The sequence below is a fragment of the Yersinia kristensenii genome, assembly GCF_900460525.1.
In the GTDB taxonomy this organism is placed as follows: Bacteria; Pseudomonadota; Gammaproteobacteria; order Enterobacterales; family Enterobacteriaceae; genus Yersinia; species Yersinia kristensenii.
Map to the genome: position 1 here is coordinate 4,458,573 of NZ_UHIY01000001.1, position 24,270 is coordinate 4,482,842.

Sequence of the window (24,270 nt, forward strand, 5' to 3'; positions counted from 1 at the left end):
CCACATTTTGGCTTTCGTTACTCACCTGAGTCTCTTTTTGATCACTCATAATTAGCGGTCCACATCAGACATTACAAAATCGATACTGCCCAGATAGACGATCAGGTCAGATACCAGGCTGCCACGGATAACCGATGGGATCTGCTGCAAATGGGCATAGCTTGGAGTGCGTATCCGAGTGCGATAGCTCATGGTGCTGGCATCACTGGTCAGATAATAGCTGTTGATCCCTTTGGTCGCTTCAACCATCTGGAATGATTCGTTAGCTGGCATCACAGGGCCCCATGAAACTTGCAGGAAGTGAGTGATCAGCGTTTCGATATGTTGCAGCGTACGTTCTTTCGGCGGTGGCGTCGTCAGTGGGTGGTCGGCCTTGAATGGGCCTTCTGGCATGTTTTTATAACATTGCTCCAGAATGCGCAGGCTTTGACGCAATTCTTCCACTTTCAGCATCACGCGGTCATAACAGTCGCCGTTGTTACCGACGGGCACTTCGAAATCGAAGTTTTCATAACCGGAGTATGGACGCCATTTACGCACGTCAAACTCAACCCCAGTAGCACGCAGGCCAGCACCAGTCACACCCCATTCCAATGCTTCTTTGGAATTGTAAGCCGCCACGCCGATAGAACGCCCTTTCAGAATGCTGTTCTCTAAAGCGGCTTTGACGTAGGACTCCAAACGTTTTGGCATCCAGTCGAGGAAGTCACGTAACAAGCGCTCCCAGCCACGCGGCAAGTCATGTGCAACACCACCAATACGGAACCAGGCCGGGTGCATACGGAAACCAGTGATTGCTTCCACCAAATCGTATACTTTCTGCCGATCGGTAAAGGCAAAGAACACTGGCGTCATTGCACCGACGTCTTGGATAAAGGTACTGATGTACAGTAAGTGACTGTTGATGCGGAATAACTCAGACAGCATGACGCGGATGGTTTTAACGCGATCCGGCACTTCAATGCCCGCCAGTTTTTCAACTGCCAGCACGTAAGGCATTTCGTTAACGCAGCCGCCAAGATATTCAATACGGTCGGTATAAGGGATGTAGCTGTGCCAAGACTGGCGCTCGCCCATCTTCTCCGCACCACGGTGGTGGTAACCCACATCTGGCACGCAGTCGACAATCTCTTCACCATCCAACTGCAACACAATGCGGAACGCACCGTGTGAGGAGGGGTGGTTCGGCCCGAGGTTAAGGAACATAAAGTCCTCATTCTCGGTCCCGCGCTTCATACCCCAATCTTCAGGTTTGAAGGTCAGAGATTCCATCTCCAAATCCTCTTTCTGCTTGGTCAGCACAAAGGGATCGAACTCTGTTGCACGAGCTGGGTAATCTTTACGCAGCGGGTGGCCTTCCCAAGTCTGCGGCATCATGATGCGCGTCAGATGAGGATGACCATCAAAGGTAATACCGAACATTTCCCAAGTTTCGCGCTCATACCAGTTGGCATTAGGGAAAATCTTGGTCGCTGTGGACACGTGCAAGTCTTTTTCAGACAGTGCCACTTTCAGCATGATGTCGCGGTTGCGCTCGATGGAAAGCAGATGATAGAAAACAGAAAAATCCGCAGCAGGGAGGCCCTGGCGGTGGGTTCGAAGGCGCTCATCTACACCATGCAGGTCGAACAGCATGACATACGGCTTCGGTTGTTTTCTCAGGAACGTCATTACTTCCAGTAATTGTTCACGCTTCACCCATACCACGGGCATACCGGTACGAGTCGCTTGAACAACAAAGGCCTCTGGCCCAAAACGGTTCGACAGTTCACCAATCACCGGGTCATCAAGATGATCGCGGGTCTGCCATGCAGGCTGGGTGCTATCGGACGTCGTTAAATCGGTCATTATTTATTCACCACACTGTTTTTTCACCACACTGAATGTGTCATTTTGTGGTTATTTGCCGCACACATGTTCTGGAAGAAAACGGGTCTCTCCAAAAACAAATCACTTACGCACCAAAATCTTACGCCTAAAGGCAATATTAGATTTCGTCAGGGGTACGCAGGTTAGTTACTGCAATTCGTTCAGCATGCTTACGTTCTCTTTCTGGCTGCATATTGGCGCGGTAAACACCTTGATCACCCACAACCCAAGAGAGAGGACGGCGCTCTTTACCGATAGATTCCTGTAGCAGCAACAAGGCTTGCATATAGGCTTCCGGCCGCGGTGGGCAGCCCGGGATATACACATCTACCGGCAGGAATTTATCCACGCCTTGTACGACAGAATAGATATCGTACATGCCGCCGGAGTTGGCACAGGCTCCCATGGAAATAACCCATTTTGGTTCCAGCATTTGTTCATACAAACGCTGAATAACTGGGGCCATTTTGGTAAAGCAGGTGCCAGCCACGACCATGAAATCAGCCTGGCGTGGGGAGGCACGTAATACTTCTGCACCGAAACGCGCCACGTCATGTACGGCAGTGAAGGAAGTCACCATCTCGACATAACAGCAGGAAAGACCGAAGTTATACGGCCAAAGAGAGTTCTTACGCCCCCAGTTCACCATGTCATGCATGGCATTCTCAAGTTTACCCATGTAAACACTACGGTGGACATGTTGCTCGAGAGGATCGCCGCTGACGGTTTCCTGAGTTTGCAGGGGGTAACGGTCATTTTCACCGTTAGGGTCTATGCGGGTGAGCGTATAGTCCATGTTAATGCCTCGCTGTATTTATTGACCACTATACCCTTTGTACTTAAAGCCGCAGGGTTGTTAGCTGTGCGTACTAACCCGAATCACTTACCTGTAGTCAATCTTACTTATTGATAAGTTTATCGGAATTCATCCGCTTGCTGCCGACTGACAACACCTAGCTCTTGGGTATATCTGGATGACTGCTGGCGTATTTGACTATGCTCGGTTTGCTCACGCGGCGATTAGAACGCCCAGGAGTCCAATCCAGAGCGCCAATACGCACCAGATAAACCAAACCAGCCAAGAGCACCAAAATGAAAATGGTTGCTTCGATAAAGCCTATCCAGCCACTCTCCCGGATAGAGATTGACCACGCATACAGGTACAAGGCTTCGACATCGAAAATAACAAAGAACATGGCGACCAGGTAGAATTTGGCAGACAGGCGCATACGCGCGGAGCCTACTGAATCAATACCCGACTCATAAGGGACGTTTTTGGCACGGGCCCGAGCTCTCCCGCCCAGAAAGAACGCACCTAGCAGCATCAAACCGCACAGCCCGATAGCGCCGATCAGGAATACAGCAAACGCCCAATGATGAGCGATAACTTCAGTGGTTGTTGACATACTCATTGCTTACTCATCAAAAGTGGCGTCGGACATCCTGCTCTTGTGTTGGCAGTTAGTGCACCACATCGATTCAAAGGGAAGGATAAAAACCACACAAAACACACTGTTTTAACAACTGTTTAGCCAGTGTTTTACTGTGGGCTTTTTACTCCTTTCAGTAACCTTTTGTCAACTTTGACAAAAGTAACTACAGATTAATTTACAAGTGCACGATCTTACTTAACAATTGGTGCGAACCTGCAAGCTAAATCGAGTCAGTAATTTGTTAAGTCAGAACATACACCTATAAACCAATGTGGATGTTTCGTTATAACTATACCATTGTCTCAGGAATAACCGGCTCTTCCACTCACTAGCTAGGGGTATTTTTTTGATCCAGAACACGTTTTTAGTGTTATTTCATAATTATTCGGCACGAAAGGTTGTATTTTTTTATTTAAAAATAATGAAACATAGTTTTAATAAAAAATAAATTTTAATAAAAAAGCGATATTAACCACCAATTTAAGAAAGTTTAGGATTACTGCACGCGGTAGAGAAATCTCTATAAGTAAAATAAAACGACGTTTTACTGATGAAATTAAATTGAACGTGATAAAAAAGAGTTTTTCGTCAAAATGAAAATAAAAAAGCCCCAAAAATAAGGGGCTTATGATTATTTATGTAAACAAACACTTAATTTTAATCGTTTATTACATAATCAGAATCTAGCATTAAATCCACACCGGACGGCACACCATGTTGATGACCAGTCTGCATAGCATCGAAAATAGCCAAAGCCAATTCATTGCCGCACTCACTGACTTTGCATAATGAATAATGGGTTTCAGGCAAGCGAGGTAGCCCTTCTATTTCACCCAATACGCGCAAATCAGGACTCATCATCTCTATCGGTCTGGCGGTCACACCCAGCCCTGCCCTCACTGCTGCACGGATGGCAGAAAGCGAAGAGGCAACATAAGCAATACGCCATGCTATACCAGCCCTGGTCAGATACTCTATTGCCATATCACGGAATGGGCTTGGCTCATCCATGACAACTAAAGGTACTGATTCGCCGGGTTGGAACTGATAATCGGCAGAACAATACCAAAGTGTCGGTGATGTTCTTAAAATCACATGAGGATGGGTGTCGACCTTGGCTGTGGTAATCGCCAGATCCACTTCGCCCTGACTCAGCATGTCAGCAATGAGTGGGCTACGTTTTACCCGCACATCGATAGCCAGCCGAGGATATAGCGTCGCCACTCGGTTTAGCAAGAAAGGTAACAGTGTATCGGCAGTATCATCAGATGCGCCGATAATGAGTGACCCTTCTACATTGCTATACATCAGTGACGTACAAGCTTCATCGTTGAAACGCAATATTTTTCTGGCATAGCCAAGTAACTGGAGACCATGTTCGGTAAGTAATTTGTTACGCCCGTGACGGGCAAATAACTCCTTACCCACTAACTGTTCTAACCGTTGCATTTGTTGGCTAACTGCTGATTGAGTTCGACAAACCGCTGCCGCAGCAGAGGCAAAAGTATTCAAGTCAGCAACAGCTACAAAGGTTCTAAGCAGATCGAGGTCGAGATTAATTATCGGACGATTTGCATTTGTCATAGTGTATTCTTCACTTTTTTGAATTCTAATTACAAACTACCCTGGTGTTTAAGTATTAGCGCTATCAATAAGGAACAACGCTAAGTATGACAGTACCCCACTCATTCGAGTAGGGCAAAAAATTTACTTATATTTCGTTACCGCTATCTCTTTTTAAAAAAAACTATTGGCGAAATTGTGTGTGTTTGTAAATAAGGTCATAAGAAACCGCTAAATCTTCGATAAATGAAGATTTTTTCCTTTAGAAACGCTGATTTTTGGCGGCATTTATAAGGGGGCAACATTCCATTTTAAATAAATCATCCAGACGAGCAAGTGGATAAATATTAAAAAATATCAATGTTTTTCTATCTGGTTTTTTATCTAATTGAGTAATTTCAACTATTAACATTTGATAACTGATAAGCCATTGTAAGGCTATCATTAGATTTTCTTAATAGTTTTCCTATTTACAAATTTGGCATTTTTCGCCCTGCTATATATGTATGATGATATAAACTGTTGAATTCAGATCCGAGCCATTAAAACTCAGCGTGATTGGACACCAATATTTACCCTGTTTTTCTATCTTTATGCTGCAAAAAAAAGGGCCTTATTTTCTCGATACCTATTTTTTGTTAACCCCCGCAGATACCCAAATATGTCAGAAAAAGCTTCAGACAAACTCATCAATCGAACATTACCTGGCGGGTTTAACAGCAAAAAATACTCGCAAGCCCCCCAGCGCTTTTCACCCAGCGGTCATTTGCAGTAAATATGTGCATAGAACTTCAAAAATCAGCGGTGTCGGAGTACATTGAACACCTTGCCGTGTTCTACGCTGAGGACACGCTTTTACCAGCAAAAGGCGCAATTTTTTATGTCCCCCATTGAGAAATCCAGCAAACTGGACAACGTCTGTTATGACATTCGTGGCCCAGTGCTAAAAGAAGCTAAGCGTCTTGAAGAAGAAGGTAACAAGGTTCTGAAACTGAACATCGGCAACCCGGCCCCGTTTGGTTTCGATGCGCCAGATGAAATTCTGGTGGATGTGATCCGTAATTTGCCGACTGCCCAAGGCTATTGCGACTCCAAAGGCCTATTTTCGGCACGCAAAGCCATTATGCAGCACTATCAGGCCCGCGACATGCGTGACCTGACGGTAGAGGATATCTACATTGGGAACGGTGTTTCTGAGCTGATCGTGCAATCCATGCAAGCATTGCTAAACCTTGGCGATGAAATGCTGGTACCGGCCCCCGACTATCCGTTATGGACAGCGGCAGTATCGCTTTCCAGCGGTAAGGCCGTGCATTATATGTGTGATGAGGAATCAGGTTGGTTCCCTGATTTGGATGATATCCGCAGTAAAATCACCCCCCGTACCCGTGGGATAGTGATTATCAACCCGAACAACCCAACTGGCGCGGTCTACAGCAAAGAGCTGCTGCTGGAGATTGTCGAAATCGCCCGTCAGAATGACCTGATTATTTTCGCCGATGAAATCTACGATAAGATTTTATATGACGAAGCTCAGCATCATTCTATTGCCGCTCTGGCACCTGATTTACTGACGGTAACGTTCAATGGTTTGTCCAAAACTTATCGCGTTGCCGGTTTCCGTCAGGGCTGGATGGTGCTGAACGGGCCGAAGAAGCATGCTAAAGGTTATATTGAAGGTTTGGAAATGCTGGCATCTATGCGCTTGTGCGCCAACGTGCCAATGCAGCATGCCATCCAAACAGCACTGGGCGGATATCAAAGCATCAGCGAATTTATCCAACCGGGTGGACGTTTATATGAACAACGTGATCGCGCCTGGGAGCTCATCAACCAGATCCCCGGTGTTTCCTGCGTGAAACCTCAGGGCGCGCTGTATATGTTCCCGCGCATTGATCAGAAAAAATTCAATCTGAAAGACGATCAGAAGTTGGTATTGGATCTGCTGTTGCAGGAGAAAGTATTGTTGGTGCAAGGCAGCGCCTTTAACTGGCCGTATCCCGATCATGTGCGGATTGTCACCTTGCCACGCGTAGATGAGTTGGAGATGGCTGTTGGGAAACTGGGGCGGTTTTTGGAGACCTACCACCAGTAGGGTTTAGTTTTTTATTTGGTTAGTAGCCTTGGTGACTGATTCGGTTGACATAAGATCAGCGATCACCTTGTCTCTGAAGCTTCAATCGCCAAAGGGGTTACAAGCGCGTAACCCCCTTGGATCCCCTGCGCTAGCGCACGTATCGCTTGCCACTTCGTGGGTGCCCTCAATCATCGTTCCGGCTGACGGACCGGGCCGATTCACTCCTGTTCAAGCGGCCCTCGCTCTTCACTCGGCAGCTCAAATGTGCTTTTAACATCAAAATCTAAAAGTGGGTTTGGTTTTGAATTGTTTTTTGACCTTGAGCGCAATCAGGAATATTACCGACAAAGATTGCAGGCCGAATGAGCCGCATGGACGCGGCGAAAGGGGCTGTCGAGCTGGGAGCGAGTCAGCCCCGGTTCGAACAGCCGGCAAGCTGCCGGAGGGCACTGCGACAGCAGTAATATTTCGCGCAAGCCGCAGGTGCAGGAGGGCCGGCCTGCCCTTCTGCTCGGTTGAGGCCGCGAAGGTAAGGTGATAACTGAACGAATATCAACCGAAACCTGATCCGATCAAATCAAACATCAACCCAAACCCAATCTGATATGCTATCCCCCAGTTCTACCTTTAAAAAGTAAAAAAGAGAGAAAACTATGAGTCACTTCTTCGCTCACCTATCCCGCTTAAAACTCATCAACCGCTGGCCGCTGATGCGCAATGTCCGCACTGAGAATGTTTCTGAGCACAGTTTGCAGGTGGCTTTTGTTGCTCATGCATTGGCTATCATCAAGAACCGAAAATTTAATGGCAATCTCAATGCCGACCGTATTGCGCTGCTGGCGATGTATCACGATGCCAGTGAAGTGATAACCGGTGATTTACCCACCCCTATCAAGTATTACAATCCTCAGATTGCCCATGAATACAAGAAGATAGAAAAAGTTGCTCAACAAAAACTGATTGAAATGCTGCCGGTCGAGTTACAACACGATTTTCGCTGTCTGCTGGATGAGCATTATTATAGCGAAGAGGAAAAAGCATTGGTTAAACAAGCTGATGCGCTATGCGCTTATCTAAAATGCTTGGAAGAATTATCCGCCGGTAATAATGAGTTTATTCAAGCTAAAGCGCGGTTAGAGAAAACCCTCGCCATGCGCCAAAGCCCGGAAATGGATTACTTTATGGAAGTCTTCGTCCCCAGCTTTAGCTTGTCGCTGGACGAAATCAGCCTTGATTCACTGGATTGAAGTCGATTTTTAAAAGCACATTTGAGCTGCCGAATAAAATTATCCAAAGTCATTGCCGTTACAGGTAGGCAGCCAGCGCAAGAATCCCGAATCACTGACATTTTTGTCAGTGATTCGGGTGAGTAAGCGCAGCTAACCCCCCTGTAGCGGCAAGGCCGAAGGATAAATTAGAAGGGGAATAATAATGGCACTACCATCACACTCACTATCATCACCAACAGGGTAAATGGCACCCCTATTCGGATAAAATCACCAAATTTATAGCCACCGGGGCCTAATACCAAGGTATTCACCGGCGATGAAACTGGTGTCATAAAGGCCGCAGATGCAGCAATACCGATAATCATCGCGAATGGATACGGGGAAACTGACATCTCACGGGCCGCCGCGATGGCAATCGGTGCCATCAACACCGCCGTCGCCGTATTAGAGATAAATAGTCCGATAGTGGCGCACAGCACAAATAAGCACAACAACATCACCCTTGGCCCCATCCCACCGGCAACATCCATCAAACCTCGGACAATCAAATCTACCCCGCCGGTTTTTTGTAACGCTTGTGCAAACGGCATCATCCCGATAATCAGAATCAAACTCGGCCAATGGATTGAGCGGTAAGCACTTTCCATATCAATACAGCGGAACTGCCCCATCAGCAAACACGCCACCAGCGCCGCAATCACATTTGGCACTTCGTCGGTCAGCATCATCGCCACCATCAGCGCCAGACAGAACAAAGCATGGGGGGCTTGTGAGATAGCCGGTGCCACTTCATCAACTTCAGCAGGTAAATTTAGCACGATAAAATCACGCGTTTTTTGCTGCAATTGTCGGATAAGTTTCCAGTCGCCGATCACTAATAAGATGTCGCCAAACTGCAATTTGTCATCAACCAGTTTACCTTCCAATGTCTTACCGTTGCGGCGTATACCCACCACATTCAAACCATAGCGGGTACGGAAGGTCACTTCGCGCAAACTTTTTCCCAGCAGAGAGGAATCTGGAATAAGAGAAACTTCGGCCATCCCGACGTTACGCGCTTGTTCAGAGAAATATTCGCCGCGCAGCACCATCGGCTCTAACATCTGCTCGGTGCAAAACTCGCGTAAATCTATGTCGCAATCAGACATATCAATCAACAAAACATCATTTTCGCGCAGTTCAGACGAGCCGGTCGCACTGACCATAACCCGCCGAAAACGTTTCCAGCGCTCAATCCCGACCACATTGGCTCCATAGCGGGCGCGAAGATGTAGCTCATCGAGAGAACGGCCAATTAAAGGGGAATCGTGGCGGATTGCCAGACGGCGGGCGCGGCCAGTGAGTTTATAATCACGGATAAGATCACGGAAAGTACGGCGCTTCCATTGCTGCTCTTTTTCTGAACTTTCCGGTTTCCCGCCCAGCCAGTGGCGGGCGACTAACATGTAGCCGACCCCCATCAACAGAATGATAAGGCCGATTGGTGTGACACCGAAGAAACCAAAACCTTTGATGCCCTCGCGCAGTAATTCACTGTTAACCACCATGTTTGGCGGGGTCGCGACCAGTGTCATCATGCCACTGATCAACCCGGCAAAACTCAGCGGCATCATCAACCGCCCCGGCGAAATCTTCATGCGGTTAGCAACACTCAATACCACTGGGATAAAAATCGCCACCACCCCGGTTGAGCTCATAAAAGCCCCCAAACCGGCGACAGTAACCATGAGCAATGCCAACATTTTAGTTTCACTGTGGCCAGCCACTTTCACCAACCAATCACCCACTTGATAAGCAACGCCGGTTCTGACTAACCCCTCCCCAATTACAAACAACGCCGCGATCAATATCACATTGGGGTCACTGAACCCGCTGGTGGCCTCACCCAACGACAGCGTACCGCTCATCACAAAGGCAATAATCACCAACAATGCCACGACATCCATTCGCAGTTTATTGGTGGTAAACAGCACAATAGCTATCAGAAGTAGCGTCAACACCCACAATAGTTCGCTGTTCAAAATGGCCTCGTTGGCAAAAAGTGCAAGGGAATATCCGGCTCTGACAGTAAAACATTAAATAAAGTCGGCACCGCTGTTTGAGATCAATAATGACTGTAAATTTATGCGCTTACCATCCTGTCACTGCATTAATAGTGAGATATTTTATAATGAAAGGTTTCAGCTTTGGCTAACTATCTACAGACTTCTATTTAGGCGGCATAAAAAAGGTGCCATCAAGGCACCTATTAATCAACTGAACCCATATCAGCAAGCTGATTATTTCACCCGGCGAACGACGGCACCATTCGCTGTCTTTTCGACCTCAATTTGTTCAAGCGAACTAAGGACTAAATCGACTTGATCCAGTTTAGGTGTGTTCGCAGGTGCATTCACGGCTATCACTTGGCAACCCGCTGCCAGCCCTGACAAAATCCCCGCAGGGGCATCTTCCACCACGATGCAATCCGCCGGTGCCAGCCCTAAACGTTCAGCGCCAAGCAAGTATGCATCCGGCATCGGTTTGCCATGTTTCACCTGTTCGGCCGTCACAAAAACTTCCGGCACCGGCAAATGGCCCGCAGCACGGCGAGCAGAGGCAACCGGTACCGAGCCGGAAGTAACGATAGCCCACGGGATAGACAAGCTGTTCAGCCGCTCCAGCAGCGATACTGCTCCCGGTAGCGCAGTCACGCCATCAGTATCATGGGTTTCAATATGTTCCAATGCCAAATACTCTGCTTGAAGTTCGGCATCACTTGCACCTGGCATAAAATGGCGAAGAGAGGTAATAGCTTGTTTACCATGGATAAATTCCAGCACTTCTACGGGGTCTATCCCGCGATTTTGCGCCCAGCCAATCCAGGCTCTTTCAACAGCAGGTAATGAATCAACCAGAGTCCCGTCCAAATCAAAAAGAAAACCTTTACACTCCACAAGCACATCCTCGTCAGTCAACCTCTGTCGCGATCATTACGCGCTATCAGTCATTAATAATTTTAGGCATTAATAATTTGCGAAATCTCAACGGCACTCAAATGATATTGGCGCGGGCATGATTGCCAGATAGCCAGCATTCGTTGGTATTTGTCCCACATCGGGGTTTGGGAGTTAAAACCGTGTGTCCCTGAATCAAAATGGGTGTAGCGGCCCTCGGTATTGACCATAAAGCGCACATAACTCAGGTAACGGGATTCGGTAGCCGCATCAAAACCAAGAAACGCAATACGGCGTTCATCCAAATCTTGCTGGTCTTTCAGGTTCCCCCAAGAGACTTGCAGGGCGTGATGCATCTCCATGATATTAATGATAGTACGGCAAGTATCTTCGCTCATCTCACCAAAATCGCGGTCCAGTTCACGCATCTGCAAACCAAAGCCACGTTCGACGATAGTTTGCTGACGGCGATAGCGCTCAGCATTTTCTGGATCCAGCATGGTCATCATTTTGTACTGATTCGACAGAATCAGCCGTTGGGCGTTTGTCATATCCATCACTAAACTCCTAAGACATAAATAATGAGGAAATCATCGCACACAGAGTTGGGCCATACTTTGATTTGACAAGGGATTTTGCGCTGCTGTTTAGCCTGAGCATAAAAAGCCCCGGCAGCGAATAAAGCCCCGGTCTCTATTTCCCCGACAATGCCGCACGACACATCATAAAAGACAATAGCCCGTCATTCGTTTTACAAATCATCAAGAAACGTTTTGTCCAACTGCTTAAAAGCGCGCTTGAGCACGTCCGCCAGAGATTGATAAGTCGGCGTTTGTTCGATCGGCGCGACAGCCTGCCCTGCTTCAGCCAGCTTGTTCCGCACTTCGTGGAACCATTGCAATAATGTTGGCGGTAGCGGTGTAATAGCACGTTTACCTAACCACCATAATCCTTGTAGGGGTAAACCGCAGGCGAATAATGCCGTGGCGATGGCAGGCCCTAATTGCCCACCCAGAGCTATCTGCCAGGTTAGCGTAAAGATAGCCAGCGGCGGCATAAAGCGAACACCAAAGCGGGTCGCCGTCGCCACACGATTTTCTGGAAACATCGGAGCAAGGCGTTTATCGCCGGGCCAGGTCTTCATGTAGTGCTGACCGCGCTGGAGTACCTGAAACCAACTTACAGTATCAGAAGGTTTTGTTGTCATAGCTCACCTCAACTTCACAAGCAAAGATTAAATTTTTTTTGCAATCCACAAACTAAAAATTAGTCTGTTAAATATATTTTGTTTTTAGGCGGCGCTATCGGTATCCTAGTCCGGCCTTTTGGCCGCTAGAAGATGACACTAAATATGTCAATTTTTTGCGGCATTTAAATCAATTTTGTTAAATCGCGCAGGTTTTACCACCAGGCATTAACGTTTGTACTTAACGTTTACTACGCGATTTTTCTATCATCATGCTTTTTTGCTATCGCATGATGTTAATCATTAATGTCGACACCAATATGCGCTACGCTTTTGGATAGATTGACGTTTTATTAACCATGTGTTTTTCGCTGTTTTTGTCCCCTTGATGCATTAATAGCATCAGTCATGTCAAAAACAAACATCGAACACGACTATAAATAGGTACTTCCATGTCGAGTAAGCTAGTACTGGTTCTTAACTGCGGTAGCTCTTCCCTGAAATTTGCTATCATCGATGCGACCAACGGTGAAGAGCACCTCTCTGGTTTAGCCGAATGTTTCCATTTGCCAGAAGCCCGCATCAAATGGAAACTTGATGGTGGCAAACAGGAAGCAGCATTGGGTGCTGGTGCAGCACACAGCGAAGCACTGAATTTCATTGTTAATACTATTCTGGCACAAAAACCAGAGCTTTCTGCTCAGCTGACAGCTATCGGTCACCGTATTGTACATGGTGGCGAGAAATTCACTGCTTCAGCTATCGTTACCGAAGAAGTTATTCAGGGTATCAAAGATTCCATCCCGTTTGCACCTCTGCATAACCCAGCGCACCTGATCGGTATCGCTGAAGCATTGAAATCTTTCCCGAATCTGGCTGATAAAAATGTTGCAGTCTTTGACACTGCCTTCCACCAGACTATGCCGGAAGAATCTTATCTCTACGCCCTGCCGTACAGCTTATACAAAGAAAACGGTATCCGTCGCTATGGCGCACACGGCACCAGCCACTTCTATGTGAGCCAGGAAGCAGCAAAAACTCTGAACAAACCACTGGAAGAGCTGAATGTCATTACTTGCCATTTGGGCAACGGCGGCTCTGTCACTGCGGTGCGTAACGGCAAATGTGTTGATACTTCTATGGGCCTGACACCACTAGAAGGCCTGGTCATGGGCACCCGTAGTGGTGATATCGACCCAGCAATCATTTTCCATCTGTATGATGCCATGGGTATGAGCATGGAACAGATCAGCAAATTGTTGACCAAAGAATCTGGCCTGTTGGGTCTGACTGAAGTGACCAGTGACTGCCGTTATGTTGAAGACAACTATGACACCAAAGCAGATGCCAAACGTGCAATGGATGTATTCTGCCACCGCTTGGCAAAATATATCGGTGCTTACACTGCGCTGATGGATGGCCGTTTGGATGCCGTTGTGTTCACTGGCGGTATCGGTGAGAACGCAGCTATGGTGCGTGAATTGACCCTGGACAAACTGGGCTTACTGGGCTTTGAAATTGACCACGAACGCAACATGGCAGCACGCTTTGGCAAATCTGGCACCATCACCAAAGATAGCAGCCGCCTGGCTCTGGTTATCCCAACCAACGAAGAGTTGGTCATCGCGCAAGACGCAGCCCGTCTGACCGCGTAAGCATTTTCGACATATCCCCAAAGTTATTGGAGTTGCAGGTAGGCGGCAAGCGAATAAATCCCGATAAGCTTATTGACTGTAAGGTCAACGACTAGTCAGTGATTCGGGTGTATGAGCGTAACCAACAACCCTGCGGCTTCAAGGACGAAGGATGTCCCCAAAGTCATTGGAGTTGCAGGTAGGCGGCAAGCGAATAAATCCCGATGAGCTTATTGACTGTAAGGTCAACGACTAGTCAGTGATTCGGGTGCATGAGCGTAGCCAACAACCCTGCGGCTTCAAGGACGAAGGGCATAACCGTAAAGAGGTTTAGCCGTGTCCCGTACAATAATGTTGATCCCTACCGGCACCAGCGTTGGTTTAACCAGCGTCAGCTTGGGTGTCATCCGTTCCATGGAACAAAAAGGTGTGCGCCTGAGCGTATTCAAGCCCATTGCGCAACCACGTGCTGGTAACGATGCACCTGACCAAACCACCACTATCATTCGCGCGAACTCCAGCATCACTGCTGCTGAGCCGCTGAATATGAACCATGTGGAAACCTTGTTGAGTTCTAACCAGCAAGATGTGTTGATGGAAGAGATTGTTGCCCGTTACCACGAAAACACCAAAGACGCCGAAGTGGTTCTGGTTGAAGGTTTAGTGCCAACGCGCAAACATCAGTTTGCTAATGCGCTGAACTACGAAATCGCCAAAACGCTGAACGCGGAAATCGTGTTTGTAATTGCGCTGGGTAATGATTCACCAGACCAATTGAAAGAGCGTATCGAACTGGCTCGTTCCAGCTTCGGTGGCAGCAAAAACAAAAACATCACCGGCGTTATCATCAACAAACTGAATGCACCCGTTGATGAGCAAGGCCGTACCCGCCCTGACCTGTCTGAAATCTTTGATGATTCCACCAAGGCCAGTGTGGCAAGCATCGATCCAAAACAGCTGTTTGCCAATAGCCCGCTGCCGGTTCTGGGTTGCGTGCCATGGAGCTTCGAGCTGATTGCGACCCGTGCGATTGATATGTGTAATCACCTGAATGCACGCATTATTAACGAAGGCGACATCAGAACCCGCCGCGTTAAATCGGTGACATTCTGTGCCCGTAGTATCCCGCACATGCTGGAACACTTCCGTCCGGGTTCTCTGCTGGTAACCTCAGCAGACCGCCCAGACGTGTTGGTTTCTGCTTGTTTGGCGGCGATGAATGGCGTTGAAATCGGTGCCATTCTGCTGACCGGCGGTTACGCAATTGATAAGCCAATCGAAAAACTGTGTGAGCGCGCTTTTGCAACTGGCCTGCCAGTATTTATGGTTGATACCAACACCTGGCAGACATCCCTGAGCCTGCAAAGCTTCAATCTGGAAGTTCCGGCAGATGACCATGAGCGTGTTGAGAAGCTGCAAAACTATGTTGCCAGCCATATCAGCAGTGAGTGGATCGACTCTCTGAGCGCCACGTCTGAGCGCTCACGTCGCCTGTCTCCACCAGCATTCCGTTATGAGCTGACTGAGTTGGCGCGTAAAGCGGGCAAACGTATCGTGCTGCCAGAAGGCGATGAGCCACGTACCGTTAAAGCGGCGGCTATCTGTGCTGAGCGCGGCATTGCGACTTGCGTGCTACTGGGTAATCCAGAAGAGATTCAACGTGTTGCTGCGGCTCAAGGTGTTGAGCTAGGTAAAGGCGTTGAAATTATCGACCCGGTTGCTGTGCGTGAGCTGTATGTTCCACGTCTGGTGGAGCTGCGTAAGAGCAAGGGCATGACCGAAGTGGTCGCTCGTGAACAACTGGAAGACAACGTGGTTCTCGGCACCCTGATGCTAGAGAAAGGCGAAGTTGACGGTCTGGTGTCTGGTGCGGTTCATACCACCGCGAACACCATCCGCCCACCATTACAGTTGATCAAAACCGCCCCAGGCAGTTCGCTGGTGTCTTCCGTGTTCTTCATGCTGCTGCCTGACCAAGTTCTGGTTTACGGTGACTGTGCGATTAACCCAGATCCAACGGCTGAGCAATTGTCAGAAATTGCTATCCAATCAGCTGATTCTGCGGCGGCATTCGGTATCGAACCGCGTGTGGCGATGATCTCTTACTCCACCGGTAACTCAGGTGCAGGCAGCGATGTAGAAAAAGTTCGCGAAGCAACCCGTTTGGCACAGGAAAAACGCCCAGATTTGATCATCGATGGCCCGTTGCAGTATGACGCGGCAATCATGGCTGATGTGGCTAAATCCAAAGCGCCGAACTCACCGGTTGCAGGTAAAGCGACGGTGTTCATCTTCCCAGACCTGAACACCGGTAACACCACCTATAAAGCGGTACAACGTTCTGCCGACCTGATCTCTATCGGGCCGATGCTGCAAGGCATGCGCAAGCCAGTTAACGACTTGTCCCGTGGTGCGCTGGTAGACGATATCGTCTATACCGTGGCATTGACCGCCATTCAATCAGCTCAGGCTGACGCGAGCGCCTCTTAATCTTCGGGTTAAGTTGCTCAAAGTAAACGCCAGCCTTGTGCTGGCGTTTTTGTTGGGTGGCTAAAATACTGGGTTAGCTTTTTTAGGTACTTTGCCGCAGTTCAAATTTATAGCTAAAACTTTGGCTTACGGGCTCTTGTGCCTCGCCATGTTCGTCATTATCCAGCAAATCAATCAACATCTTACCGGCTTCTTTCCCCATCTTTTTGTAATCAATACGCATTGAAGTTAGAGTCGGGTAAGTTTGATCACAGCTGTCAGATCCGTCTAAACACGCCACCGCAATACCACTGGGAATTTTCAAAAGCCGCCGCTGGCATTCAAATAATACGCCGAGCGCAATATCTTCATGACTGCATATCACCGCATCCAATTCCGGCTGACGCTGGAGTATTTCGGTCAGAGCATAGCGGCCAAACTGTAAACTGGCCGTTTCGGGCGTGGTGACCGTTTGATCGGCATTTTTATAATGCTCCAGCATCGCCTTGTGCCAACCATTCAATTGCTGGCGTTGCAGACGGTTATCCATATGCGCGCCGATAAAACCAATATTATGGTAGCCGCGCGCCAATAAATGACGGCTTAATTCATAGGCCGACTCAAAAAAAGCCGCCTCAAGAGTAATTTGGGCCCCTTTGAAATAAGAACCGACGACGTTGACGGTGGGGATGTTTGCGCGCTCGAGTAATTGATAGGTTTTATCTGCCAGCTGTGAGCCAAATATCACCACCGCCGCAGGGTTACTTTGCAGCAAGGTCATCAATATTTCAGCTTCTTTGCGCTGGTTATATTCATGACAACCCAGCAATAGCTGGAACTCATTTTTATTCAGAATCTGTTGCAGCGCCTGCATAAATCGGGAACTGGCTTTATCCGTTAATGACGGAATTAAAACAGCCACAGTATCGCTATGACCGGATGCCAATGCCCCAGCGGTACGGTTAGGAATATAGCCAAGAGTTTCAACCGCTTGTTCTATTTTTTCACGTAATTTATCTGAAACCTGCTCCGGCGTTCGCAGCGCTCTGGAAACAGTCATCGACCCCACCCCGGCGTAATTCGCCACATCGGATAGAGTGACCCGCCCGGTATTACGGCGCTTGCGCGTTTTTTCCATGCTGATTTCCTGCCTAATTAAAATTCTTGCCTGAGTAAAACCTTCCCACACTGGCCCTCGACAATACATTGCATTGTATATGGCTTATTTAGAGATAGCCAAAGCCCATGGTGTGACAAATGATAGCGCTATCACAAATTTTGATAGCGCTATCAGGTAGCGCTATCAAATGAGATATTCATCACATTAATGACGACGATAAATATCTACTCTCACGTTAACAGTCATCGGGAGTCATATATATCATGTTAAAAACACTGTTAACGCCAGACGTCATTCAGGTGGTCAGTCAGGCCAAAGATTGGCGTGATGCCATCGCGATTTCATGCCAACCATTGATTGATAATGGTTCCATTGAAGCTCGTTATGTCGAGGCAATTTATCGCTCCCATGAGGCCATTGGCCCTTATTACGTGGTTGGGCCGGGGATTGCCATGCCACATGCCCGCCCGGAAGAAGGGGCGAATAAACTCTCTCTGGCCTTAACCGTCATCACCGAGGGCGTCACTTTCAATGCTGAAGGGAACGATCCGGTAAAACTGCTCATAGTGTTAGCGGCGACAGACAGTACTAGCCACATTGAGGCTATTTCTCAACTCGCTCAGTTGTTCGATAACGATAACGATGTACAAGCCTTACTTAATGCCAAAACGCAGCAGGATATTTTGTCCGTAATTGCGCGTTATTAATCTCAGTATTAAGTTCGGATAATAATTTTAAGGGGAAAGAAAATGAAAATTACAGTGGTTTGCGGTAACGGTTTAGGCACCAGCCTAATGATGGAAATCAGCATCAAAAATATTCTGAAAGAATTGGCGGTCACGGCAGAAGTGGATCATGTCGATTTGGGTTCCGCCAAAGGGACACCCAGTGACATTTTCATCGGTACCAAAGATATTGCCGAACAATTAGTGGCTCAAGCCGTGGGCGGCAAAATTGTAGCGTTGGATAACATGATCGACAAAAAAGCCATGAAAGAGCGTTTGTCTGTGGCATTAACCGAATTAGGCGCTTTATAAGCGGGGGCTGGCATGGATTTCTTTCGTTTCTTAATGAGTGATGTGCTTTCCGAACCGGCAGTGCTGGTCGGTCTGATTGCTTTGATCGGCCTGATTGCACAGAAAAAACCAGTTACGGAGTGCATTAAAGGCACCGTAAAAACCATTATGGGTTTTGTGATTTTAGGTGCGGGCGCAGGTTTGGTAGTGTCATCTCTGGGTGATTTCGCCAACATCTTCCAACATGCATTCGGTATTCAGGGCGTGGTGCCAAATAACGAAGCCATTGTGTCTGTAGCGCAAAAGAGCTTCGGTAAAGAAATGGCGATGATTATGTTCTTCGCTATGGTTATCAATATCCTGATTGCTCGCTTTACGCCGTGGAAATTTATCTTCCTGACTGGTCACCACACGTTGTTTATGTCGATGATGGTAGCAGTGATCCTGGCTACTGCTGGCATTAGTGGTGTGACTCTGATTGTTATCGGCTCCCTGGTCGTGGGGGTTGCGATGGTGTTCTTCCCAGCCATTGCCCACCCTTATATGAAGAAAGTCACAGGTTCAGATGACGTGGCAATTGGTCACTTCTCTACCCTGTCTTATGTCTTAGCGGGTTTTATCGGCAGTAAATTTGGTAATAAAGAACATTCGACTGAAGACATGAATGTGCCGAAAAGTCTGCTGTTCTTGCGCGATACGCCAGTCGCTATCTCCTTTACTATGTGTATCATTTTCGTCGTAACCTGCTTATTTGCTGGGCCGGAAGTGGTGAAAAGCCTGAGTGGCGGTAAAAACTGGTTCATGTTCTCACTGATGCAATCCATTACTTTCGCCGCAGGTGTATACATCATCTTGCAAGGTGTGCGTATGGTTATTGCTGAAATCGTACCGGCTTTCAAAGGGATTTCCGACAAACTCGTGCCCAATGCTAAACCTGCACTGGATTGCCCGGTAGTGTTCCCTTACGCACCAAATGCGGTATTGGTTGGCTTCCTGAGCAGCTTTGCCGCTGGTCTTATCGGTATGTTCGCCCTGTACTTGATGAACATGACAGTGATTATTCCCGGTGTTGTGCCGCACTTCTTCGTCGGCGCTGCCGCAGGGGTGTTTGGTAATGCTACAGGTGGGCGTCGTGGTGCTATTCTTGGTGCCTTTGCTCAAGGCTTGTTAATTACCTTCCTGCCAGTATTCCTGCTGCCAGTATTAGGTGATATCGGGTTCGCTAACACCACGTTCAGTGATGCTGACTTCGGTGCGCTGGGTATTTTGCTGGGTATTATCGTTCGTTAATGATTGTCCGATAAACAGTGAGATAAGCACCATAAATACGAAAGCCCCTGAAAAGGGGCTTTCGTATGACTAAGCAAAATTAATCTTCGCGCGGGGTAATTTTACCGTAATCTTGTTCATTATTACGGGTTAACCACAGAGATAAGGCTTTCAGAGAATCCGGCGTGAACTCGTCGCAACGTGCAGTGATTTCTTCTGGCTGCATCCAACGGACTTCATCTATTTCTTCCGCCTGCAATGCGAATGGGCCATGGGAAACACAGCTGAATAAGGCCCCCCACACGCGGCAGCACTCTTCTTCAAAGTAGAACTGACCATGCTCAGCAAAAGGCACTCCTGCAATCCCTAACTCCTCTTCCGCCTCGCGCCGGGCTGATTCAAGGTAGTTTTCACCACTTTGCACCACGCCACCCGCCGTCGCATCCAGTTTTCCGGGATAGAAATCTTTGCTCTCAGTACGGCGTTGTACCAGTATTTTTCCCATTCCGTCGTGCACCACAATATAGGTAGCACGGTGGCGTAGTCGTTGAGCTCTCATTTGTTGACGACTGGATTGAGCAATGACTTCATTTTGCTCATCAACAATATCAACCCACTCGATGACTGCTGCTGGATTTTGCTCCACCATCCTCTGAAACCTTCTATCTGGGCGCGGTGATACGCGCGCAATTGTTAACAAAGAGTTTTCAACTCATTATATTATATGGTTTTTAGTGCCAACTGGGTGACTGGCTCATCATTTTGTAGGGTCAGAACCTGTAAAACCCCCTCATCCAGCATGCCATAACTCGCTGGATATCCCCCTTTCGGGATACTAACTGAGCCGGGATTAAAGCATATGACGTCATCTTGCCATTCTGCCTGTGGTAGATGTGTATGACCATAGACTAAGACATCCCCCTTACGCAATGGAGGAAGCGCCCCCGGATGATAAAGGTGACCATGCGTCAAAAATAAACGTGTTTCTGGCATTATAATCTGCTGCCAACTGGACATAATAGGAAATTGCAATAGCATTTGATCGACTTCACTGTCGCAATTACCGCGCACAGCAATAATCTTGTTTTTATAGGGATTAAGACATTCTGCAACCGCGGCGGGTTGATAACCCGTAGGTAACGCATTCCGGGGCCCATGGTTGAGTAAATCCCCCAATAACACCAGCCATTGCGCTTCACTCCGATCAAATATCTCCAGAACTTTTTCAGTGGCCGATAGCGACCCATGCAGATCAGAAGCAAACATTAACTTCATGATATCGTCTTCTCTTAGGTCTACTCTCAGTAAATCAGGTGGCACCGACCACCGATATACATAGTGAGAACTGAATAAGGCTTCATTCTATCATCCAATCAGTCAGATTAATCCGAGAAAAGCCACGATCCACCATAAGAAAATTTTATCGTAAAAAACTTTTATCGTAAAAAACTGTTATTGTAAAAAACAATGCCAACATGAAAGAGTACTGTCAGCGTTGTATGGGATCAAAAGGGGGAAGATCGTTATAGAGAAGGCGGCGATACCAACTCATCCAGCGTCAGCTGATTGAATAAGTACCCCTGCATTGCATCAATATTACTGCCTTTGAGTTGCTCCGCTTCATCCTCATTTTCTACGCCAACCACAATCACCCCGAGACAATATTTCTTAATATTATTGATCAAAATCGGGAAAGTATGTTTGTTGTGCTGCCAGAAGAAATGCTTATCAATTTTCACATATTCGAAAATATTAGCAGTCACTGCATTTAAGGTGCACCCTCCGCTACCCAGGTCATCCAGCCATAGTGGATATCGCTCAGCCAAATCGCGTAACAGTGGATTATTCATTCCATCAGATAAATTGGAGAATGTCTCCATAATTTCCAGTCGCAGAAAAGGCAGTTCATCAAGCATCCGGCGAGTCGGCTCATCAGCAACAATCACACTCGCTAAGTCAAAATCGATATTAATTGAAAGCAGGACATTATGCGTGATAAACCACTCGCTATAAGCTTTCACAGCACCTAGTTGATCCTGGAATAAGTCGGTCTTTCCATTGATATCCAATTTATTAATAAAATTTTCAACATCGATGGGTAAATCTACCGATTTGGCTGAAAATCGGCTTAATAGCTCGACTGCTAATAAGCTACCGTCTTGCTTATATATAGGTTCACATACATAAGAACAATTAACTTCAATGTTTAGCTTCATGCGCACCTGAAAAGTGTATGGACAATAATAAAGCAGCAGCCTGCCCCTCAGCCGGAGGCTTTATAAGCCACTGGCAGTTTTCATGAAATACTCAAATTTTTTTTATAAAAACATTCAATATGACAAGACAAAAGAGACTGATGGCCTCTTTTTCATTCCGATGAGTATATTGACTCTAGCAGAAAATCGCGAACTCAGCCTTAAAGTCACCGATATGGCTTATAACCATTGTTTGCGGTCAGAAGCCATAAAGCGCATAACGCCGATGGCTTGACAGCTAACCTGGTAATAACTGTATTTATCGGATCGATTGGGGAATTTATTTAGTTATTATTTTTTATTTTGTTAAAAATTTCACTCAAGGTGTGCTCAGTGTCGTAGGAGAAGAGTGCGAGATAACCTATGCTGAAAAGAAACCAGACTGCCGCTATCCCCAAAGAATTTGGAATTGCAGGTAGGTAACAAGTAAAAAGGGTATAAACGGAGATTAGCTATGCGTATTTTAATCACTGGGGCTACAGGGCTCATCGGGCGCAGTCTGACCGCATTTCTTTTGTCGCAAGCTCATCAAATAACAGTGCTAACCCGCGATCCGCAACGAGCAAATAAAGTGCTTGGCTCACAAGTCACCTGCTGGTCAACGTTAAATGACCAACATGACCTTAATGATTTTGATGCCGTCATTAATCTCGCGGGCGAGCCTATTGCTGAAAAACGCTGGACGCCACAACAGAAAGAGATTTTGTGTCAAAGCCGTTGGCAGATAACCGAAAGACTGACGACATTAATTAAGGCCAGTAGTCAGCCACCCGCCGTGTTTATTTCAGGATCTGCGGTCGGATTTTATGGCGATCAGGGGCAAGCAGTGGTCACCGAAGATGAAGCACCACAGAATGAATTTACCCATATGTTATGTGAACGCTGGGAGAGCCTTGCTCGAGCAGCTGAGAGCGCACACACTCGAGTTTGCCTACTACGAACCGGCATTGTATTAGCCCCTCACGGTGGGGCGTTAGCTAAAATGGTACCATTATTGCGCCTTGGGTTAGGAGGGCCGATCGGTGATGGCCGTCAATATCTGCCATGGATACATATTGATGACATGGTTCATGGTATTTATTATTTACTGACGACCGATGGACTTAATGGCCCATTCAATATGGTTTCCCCTTATCCGGTACATAATGAACAATTTATTGCCACTTTGGCTGACGTGCTCGACCGCCCAGCGGTTATTCGCACCCCGGCGACAGCTATTCGCTTATTACTAGGAGAATCTGCAGCGCTGGTATTAGGTGGGCAGCGAGCGATACCTAAACGCTTAGAAGCAGCCGGTTTTGCTTTCCGTTATTTCGAGTTAGAAGATGCCCTGCGTAATGTACTGAATAAACCAATCGCCTAATTGAATTAACGCGGGATAGATAAAATAACTATCCCGCCTAGCCCTTACTTACTTCAATGCACCAGACAGGAATTGCTGCAAACGAGGGCTTTTGGGGTTACCAAAGAGCTCGGTCGGCGGGCCTTCTTCTTCAATGACGCCTTTGTGCAGAAAGATAACATGACTGGAAACGTGACGTGCAAACTCCATTTCATGAGTCACCACCACCATAGTTTTCCCCTCTTCTGCCAGCTTTTGCATTATCCGCAAAACCTCACCAACTAATTCAGGATCCAATGCAGAGGTTGGCTCATCAAATAAAAGTACATCAGGCTCCATCGCCAATGCCCGAGCAATGGAAACACGTTGCTGCTGACCGCCAGAAAGATGCACTGGATATTTAGCGCGCGCACGCTCATCAATCCCAACTTTATCCAAATAGCGAATCGCACGCTCTTTCGCCACGGATTTACTTAACCCCAAGACTTGTACAGGGGCTTCCATCACATTTTCCAGCACCGTCATATGGCTCCATAAGTTGAAATGCTGGAATACCATCGTCAGACGAGTGCGAAGTAATTGTAGCTCCTTCTTATCAAAAACTTTTAGTTGCCCGTCTTTATCTCTCACCAGTCGGATATTTTGGTTATTGACGCTGATCGACCCTTCGCTGGGCTTTTCCAAGAAATTGATGCAACGTAAAAAAGTACTTTTCCCCGAACCAGAGGAACCGATAATGGAAATAACATCTCCAGCTTTAGCCGAAAGTGAAACGCCTTTTAAGACCTCATGTTCGCCATAGTGTTTATGCAATTCCGTCACAGACAACTTGGTTTCAACTATTTTAGTTTCTAATGTATCAGTCATAAAAT

22 protein-coding genes are annotated in these 24,270 nt (G+C 47.3%); 8 read left to right on the forward strand and 14 right to left on the reverse strand.

The window, feature by feature from the left end:
• Positions 1-51: 51 nt before the first annotated feature.
• From nuoC to DX162_RS20725, 5 genes are all read right to left on the reverse strand, one after another.
• On the reverse strand, positions 52-1,848 hold the full coding sequence (gene nuoC / locus DX162_RS20705) for an NADH-quinone oxidoreductase subunit C/D (protein WP_004391651.1): 1,797 nt from the start codon (positions 1,846-1,848) through the stop codon (positions 52-54).
• Between the two features lie 139 nt (positions 1,849-1,987).
• Positions 1,988-2,665, reverse strand: coding sequence for a NuoB/complex I 20 kDa subunit family protein (locus DX162_RS20710; RefSeq protein ID WP_002210278.1), 678 nt, complete (start codon positions 2,663-2,665; stop codon positions 1,988-1,990).
• Positions 2,666-2,822: 157 nt separating this feature from the next.
• Positions 2,823-3,281, reverse strand: a complete 459-nt coding sequence (gene nuoA, locus DX162_RS20715) for an NADH-quinone oxidoreductase subunit NuoA (protein ID WP_004391650.1) — start codon at positions 3,279-3,281, stop codon at positions 2,823-2,825.
• A 678-nt stretch (positions 3,282-3,959) separates the two neighbouring features.
• The gene (gene rovM, locus DX162_RS20720; protein ID WP_004391647.1) at positions 3,960-4,886 is read right to left on the reverse strand and encodes a virulence transcriptional regulator RovM; all 927 of its coding nucleotides are present in this window, start codon (positions 4,884-4,886) and stop codon (positions 3,960-3,962) included.
• Between the two features lie 241 nt (positions 4,887-5,127).
• The gene (locus DX162_RS20725) at positions 5,128-5,310 is read right to left on the reverse strand and encodes a hypothetical protein (RefSeq protein ID WP_004391646.1); all 183 of its coding nucleotides are present in this window, start codon (positions 5,308-5,310) and stop codon (positions 5,128-5,130) included.
• Positions 5,311-5,745: 435 nt separating this feature from the next.
• Between DX162_RS20725 and DX162_RS20730 the strand changes: the two genes are divergently transcribed.
• Positions 5,746-6,960: a pyridoxal phosphate-dependent aminotransferase gene (locus DX162_RS20730; protein ID WP_004391644.1), complete on the forward strand. Its 1,215-nt coding sequence runs from the start codon at positions 5,746-5,748 to the stop codon at positions 6,958-6,960.
• A gap of 635 nt (positions 6,961-7,595) precedes the next feature.
• A complete protein-coding gene (gene yfbR, locus DX162_RS20735; protein ID WP_004391643.1) occupies positions 7,596-8,189 on the forward strand; it encodes a 5'-deoxynucleotidase in 594 nt (197 codons plus the stop codon).
• 167 nt (positions 8,190-8,356) lie between these two features.
• On the opposite strand, the gene DX162_RS20740 is transcribed toward yfbR, so the two are convergent.
• The 4 genes from DX162_RS20740 to yfbV all read right to left on the reverse strand — a co-directional run bounded on the left by DX162_RS20740 (position 8,357) and on the right by yfbV (position 12,314).
• Positions 8,357-10,192 carry an SLC13 family permease gene (locus tag DX162_RS20740; RefSeq protein ID WP_032820328.1) on the reverse strand — a complete coding sequence of 612 codons (1,836 nt, stop codon included), beginning with the start codon at positions 10,190-10,192 and terminating at the stop codon, positions 8,357-8,359.
• A gap of 258 nt (positions 10,193-10,450) precedes the next feature.
• Positions 10,451-11,107 (reverse strand): sugar phosphatase, encoded by a 657-nt coding sequence (locus DX162_RS20745; RefSeq protein WP_004391639.1) that lies wholly within the window; start codon positions 11,105-11,107, stop codon positions 10,451-10,453.
• A gap of 62 nt (positions 11,108-11,169) precedes the next feature.
• Complete coding sequence (locus DX162_RS20750; RefSeq protein WP_004391637.1) at positions 11,170-11,664, reverse strand: YfbU family protein; 495 nt, start codon at positions 11,662-11,664, stop codon at positions 11,170-11,172.
• 194 nt (positions 11,665-11,858) lie between these two features.
• The gene (yfbV, locus tag DX162_RS20755) at positions 11,859-12,314 is read right to left on the reverse strand and encodes a terminus macrodomain insulation protein YfbV (protein ID WP_032820327.1); all 456 of its coding nucleotides are present in this window, start codon (positions 12,312-12,314) and stop codon (positions 11,859-11,861) included.
• Between the two features lie 431 nt (positions 12,315-12,745).
• Here yfbV and ackA point away from each other — a divergent pair, with 431 nt between their 5' ends.
• A complete protein-coding gene (gene ackA, locus DX162_RS20765; RefSeq protein WP_004391634.1) occupies positions 12,746-13,948 on the forward strand; it encodes an acetate kinase in 1,203 nt (400 codons plus the stop codon).
• 330 nt (positions 13,949-14,278) lie between these two features.
• Positions 14,279-16,417 carry a phosphate acetyltransferase gene (gene pta, locus DX162_RS20770; protein ID WP_004391633.1) on the forward strand — a complete coding sequence of 713 codons (2,139 nt, stop codon included), beginning with the start codon at positions 14,279-14,281 and terminating at the stop codon, positions 16,415-16,417.
• A gap of 82 nt (positions 16,418-16,499) precedes the next feature.
• Here the strand turns inward: pta and DX162_RS20775 are convergent, their stop codons facing one another.
• Positions 16,500-17,534, reverse strand: a complete 1,035-nt coding sequence (locus tag DX162_RS20775) for a LacI family DNA-binding transcriptional regulator (RefSeq protein ID WP_032820326.1) — start codon at positions 17,532-17,534, stop codon at positions 16,500-16,502.
• A 245-nt stretch (positions 17,535-17,779) separates the two neighbouring features.
• On the opposite strand from DX162_RS20775, the gene DX162_RS20780 reads away from it, so the two are divergent.
• The 3 genes from DX162_RS20780 to DX162_RS20790 are packed head-to-tail and all read left to right on the forward strand — an operon-like array spanning position 17,780 to position 19,822.
• Positions 17,780-18,223, forward strand: a complete 444-nt coding sequence (locus DX162_RS20780) for a PTS sugar transporter subunit IIA (RefSeq protein ID WP_004391631.1) — start codon at positions 17,780-17,782, stop codon at positions 18,221-18,223.
• Positions 18,224-18,265: 42 nt separating this feature from the next.
• Positions 18,266-18,553 (forward strand): PTS sugar transporter subunit IIB, encoded by a 288-nt coding sequence (locus DX162_RS20785; RefSeq protein ID WP_004391630.1) that lies wholly within the window; start codon positions 18,266-18,268, stop codon positions 18,551-18,553.
• A gap of 12 nt (positions 18,554-18,565) precedes the next feature.
• Entirely contained in the window at positions 18,566-19,822 is a 1,257-nt protein-coding gene (locus DX162_RS20790) for a PTS ascorbate transporter subunit IIC (protein ID WP_004391628.1), read from the forward strand.
• 79 nt (positions 19,823-19,901) lie between these two features.
• Here DX162_RS20790 and yfcD read toward each other — a convergent pair whose 3' ends face one another.
• From yfcD to DX162_RS20805, 3 genes are all read right to left on the reverse strand, one after another.
• Positions 19,902-20,450 carry an NUDIX hydrolase YfcD gene (yfcD, locus tag DX162_RS20795; protein ID WP_004391627.1) on the reverse strand — a complete coding sequence of 183 codons (549 nt, stop codon included), beginning with the start codon at positions 20,448-20,450 and terminating at the stop codon, positions 19,902-19,904.
• A 71-nt stretch (positions 20,451-20,521) separates the two neighbouring features.
• Complete coding sequence (gene yfcE, locus DX162_RS20800; protein ID WP_032820325.1) at positions 20,522-21,076, reverse strand: phosphodiesterase; 555 nt, start codon at positions 21,074-21,076, stop codon at positions 20,522-20,524.
• Between the two features lie 248 nt (positions 21,077-21,324).
• Positions 21,325-22,017, reverse strand: a complete 693-nt coding sequence (locus DX162_RS20805) for an EAL domain-containing protein (RefSeq protein ID WP_004391625.1) — start codon at positions 22,015-22,017, stop codon at positions 21,325-21,327.
• 493 nt (positions 22,018-22,510) lie between these two features.
• Between DX162_RS20805 and DX162_RS20815 the strand changes: the two genes are divergently transcribed.
• Complete coding sequence (locus DX162_RS20815) at positions 22,511-23,419, forward strand: TIGR01777 family oxidoreductase (protein ID WP_004391623.1); 909 nt, start codon at positions 22,511-22,513, stop codon at positions 23,417-23,419.
• 48 nt (positions 23,420-23,467) lie between these two features.
• Here DX162_RS20815 and hisP read toward each other — a convergent pair whose 3' ends face one another.
• Positions 23,468-24,265 carry a histidine ABC transporter ATP-binding protein HisP gene (hisP, locus tag DX162_RS20820; RefSeq protein WP_004391622.1) on the reverse strand — a complete coding sequence of 266 codons (798 nt, stop codon included), beginning with the start codon at positions 24,263-24,265 and terminating at the stop codon, positions 23,468-23,470.
• Between the last annotated feature and the right edge of the window lie 5 nt (positions 24,266-24,270).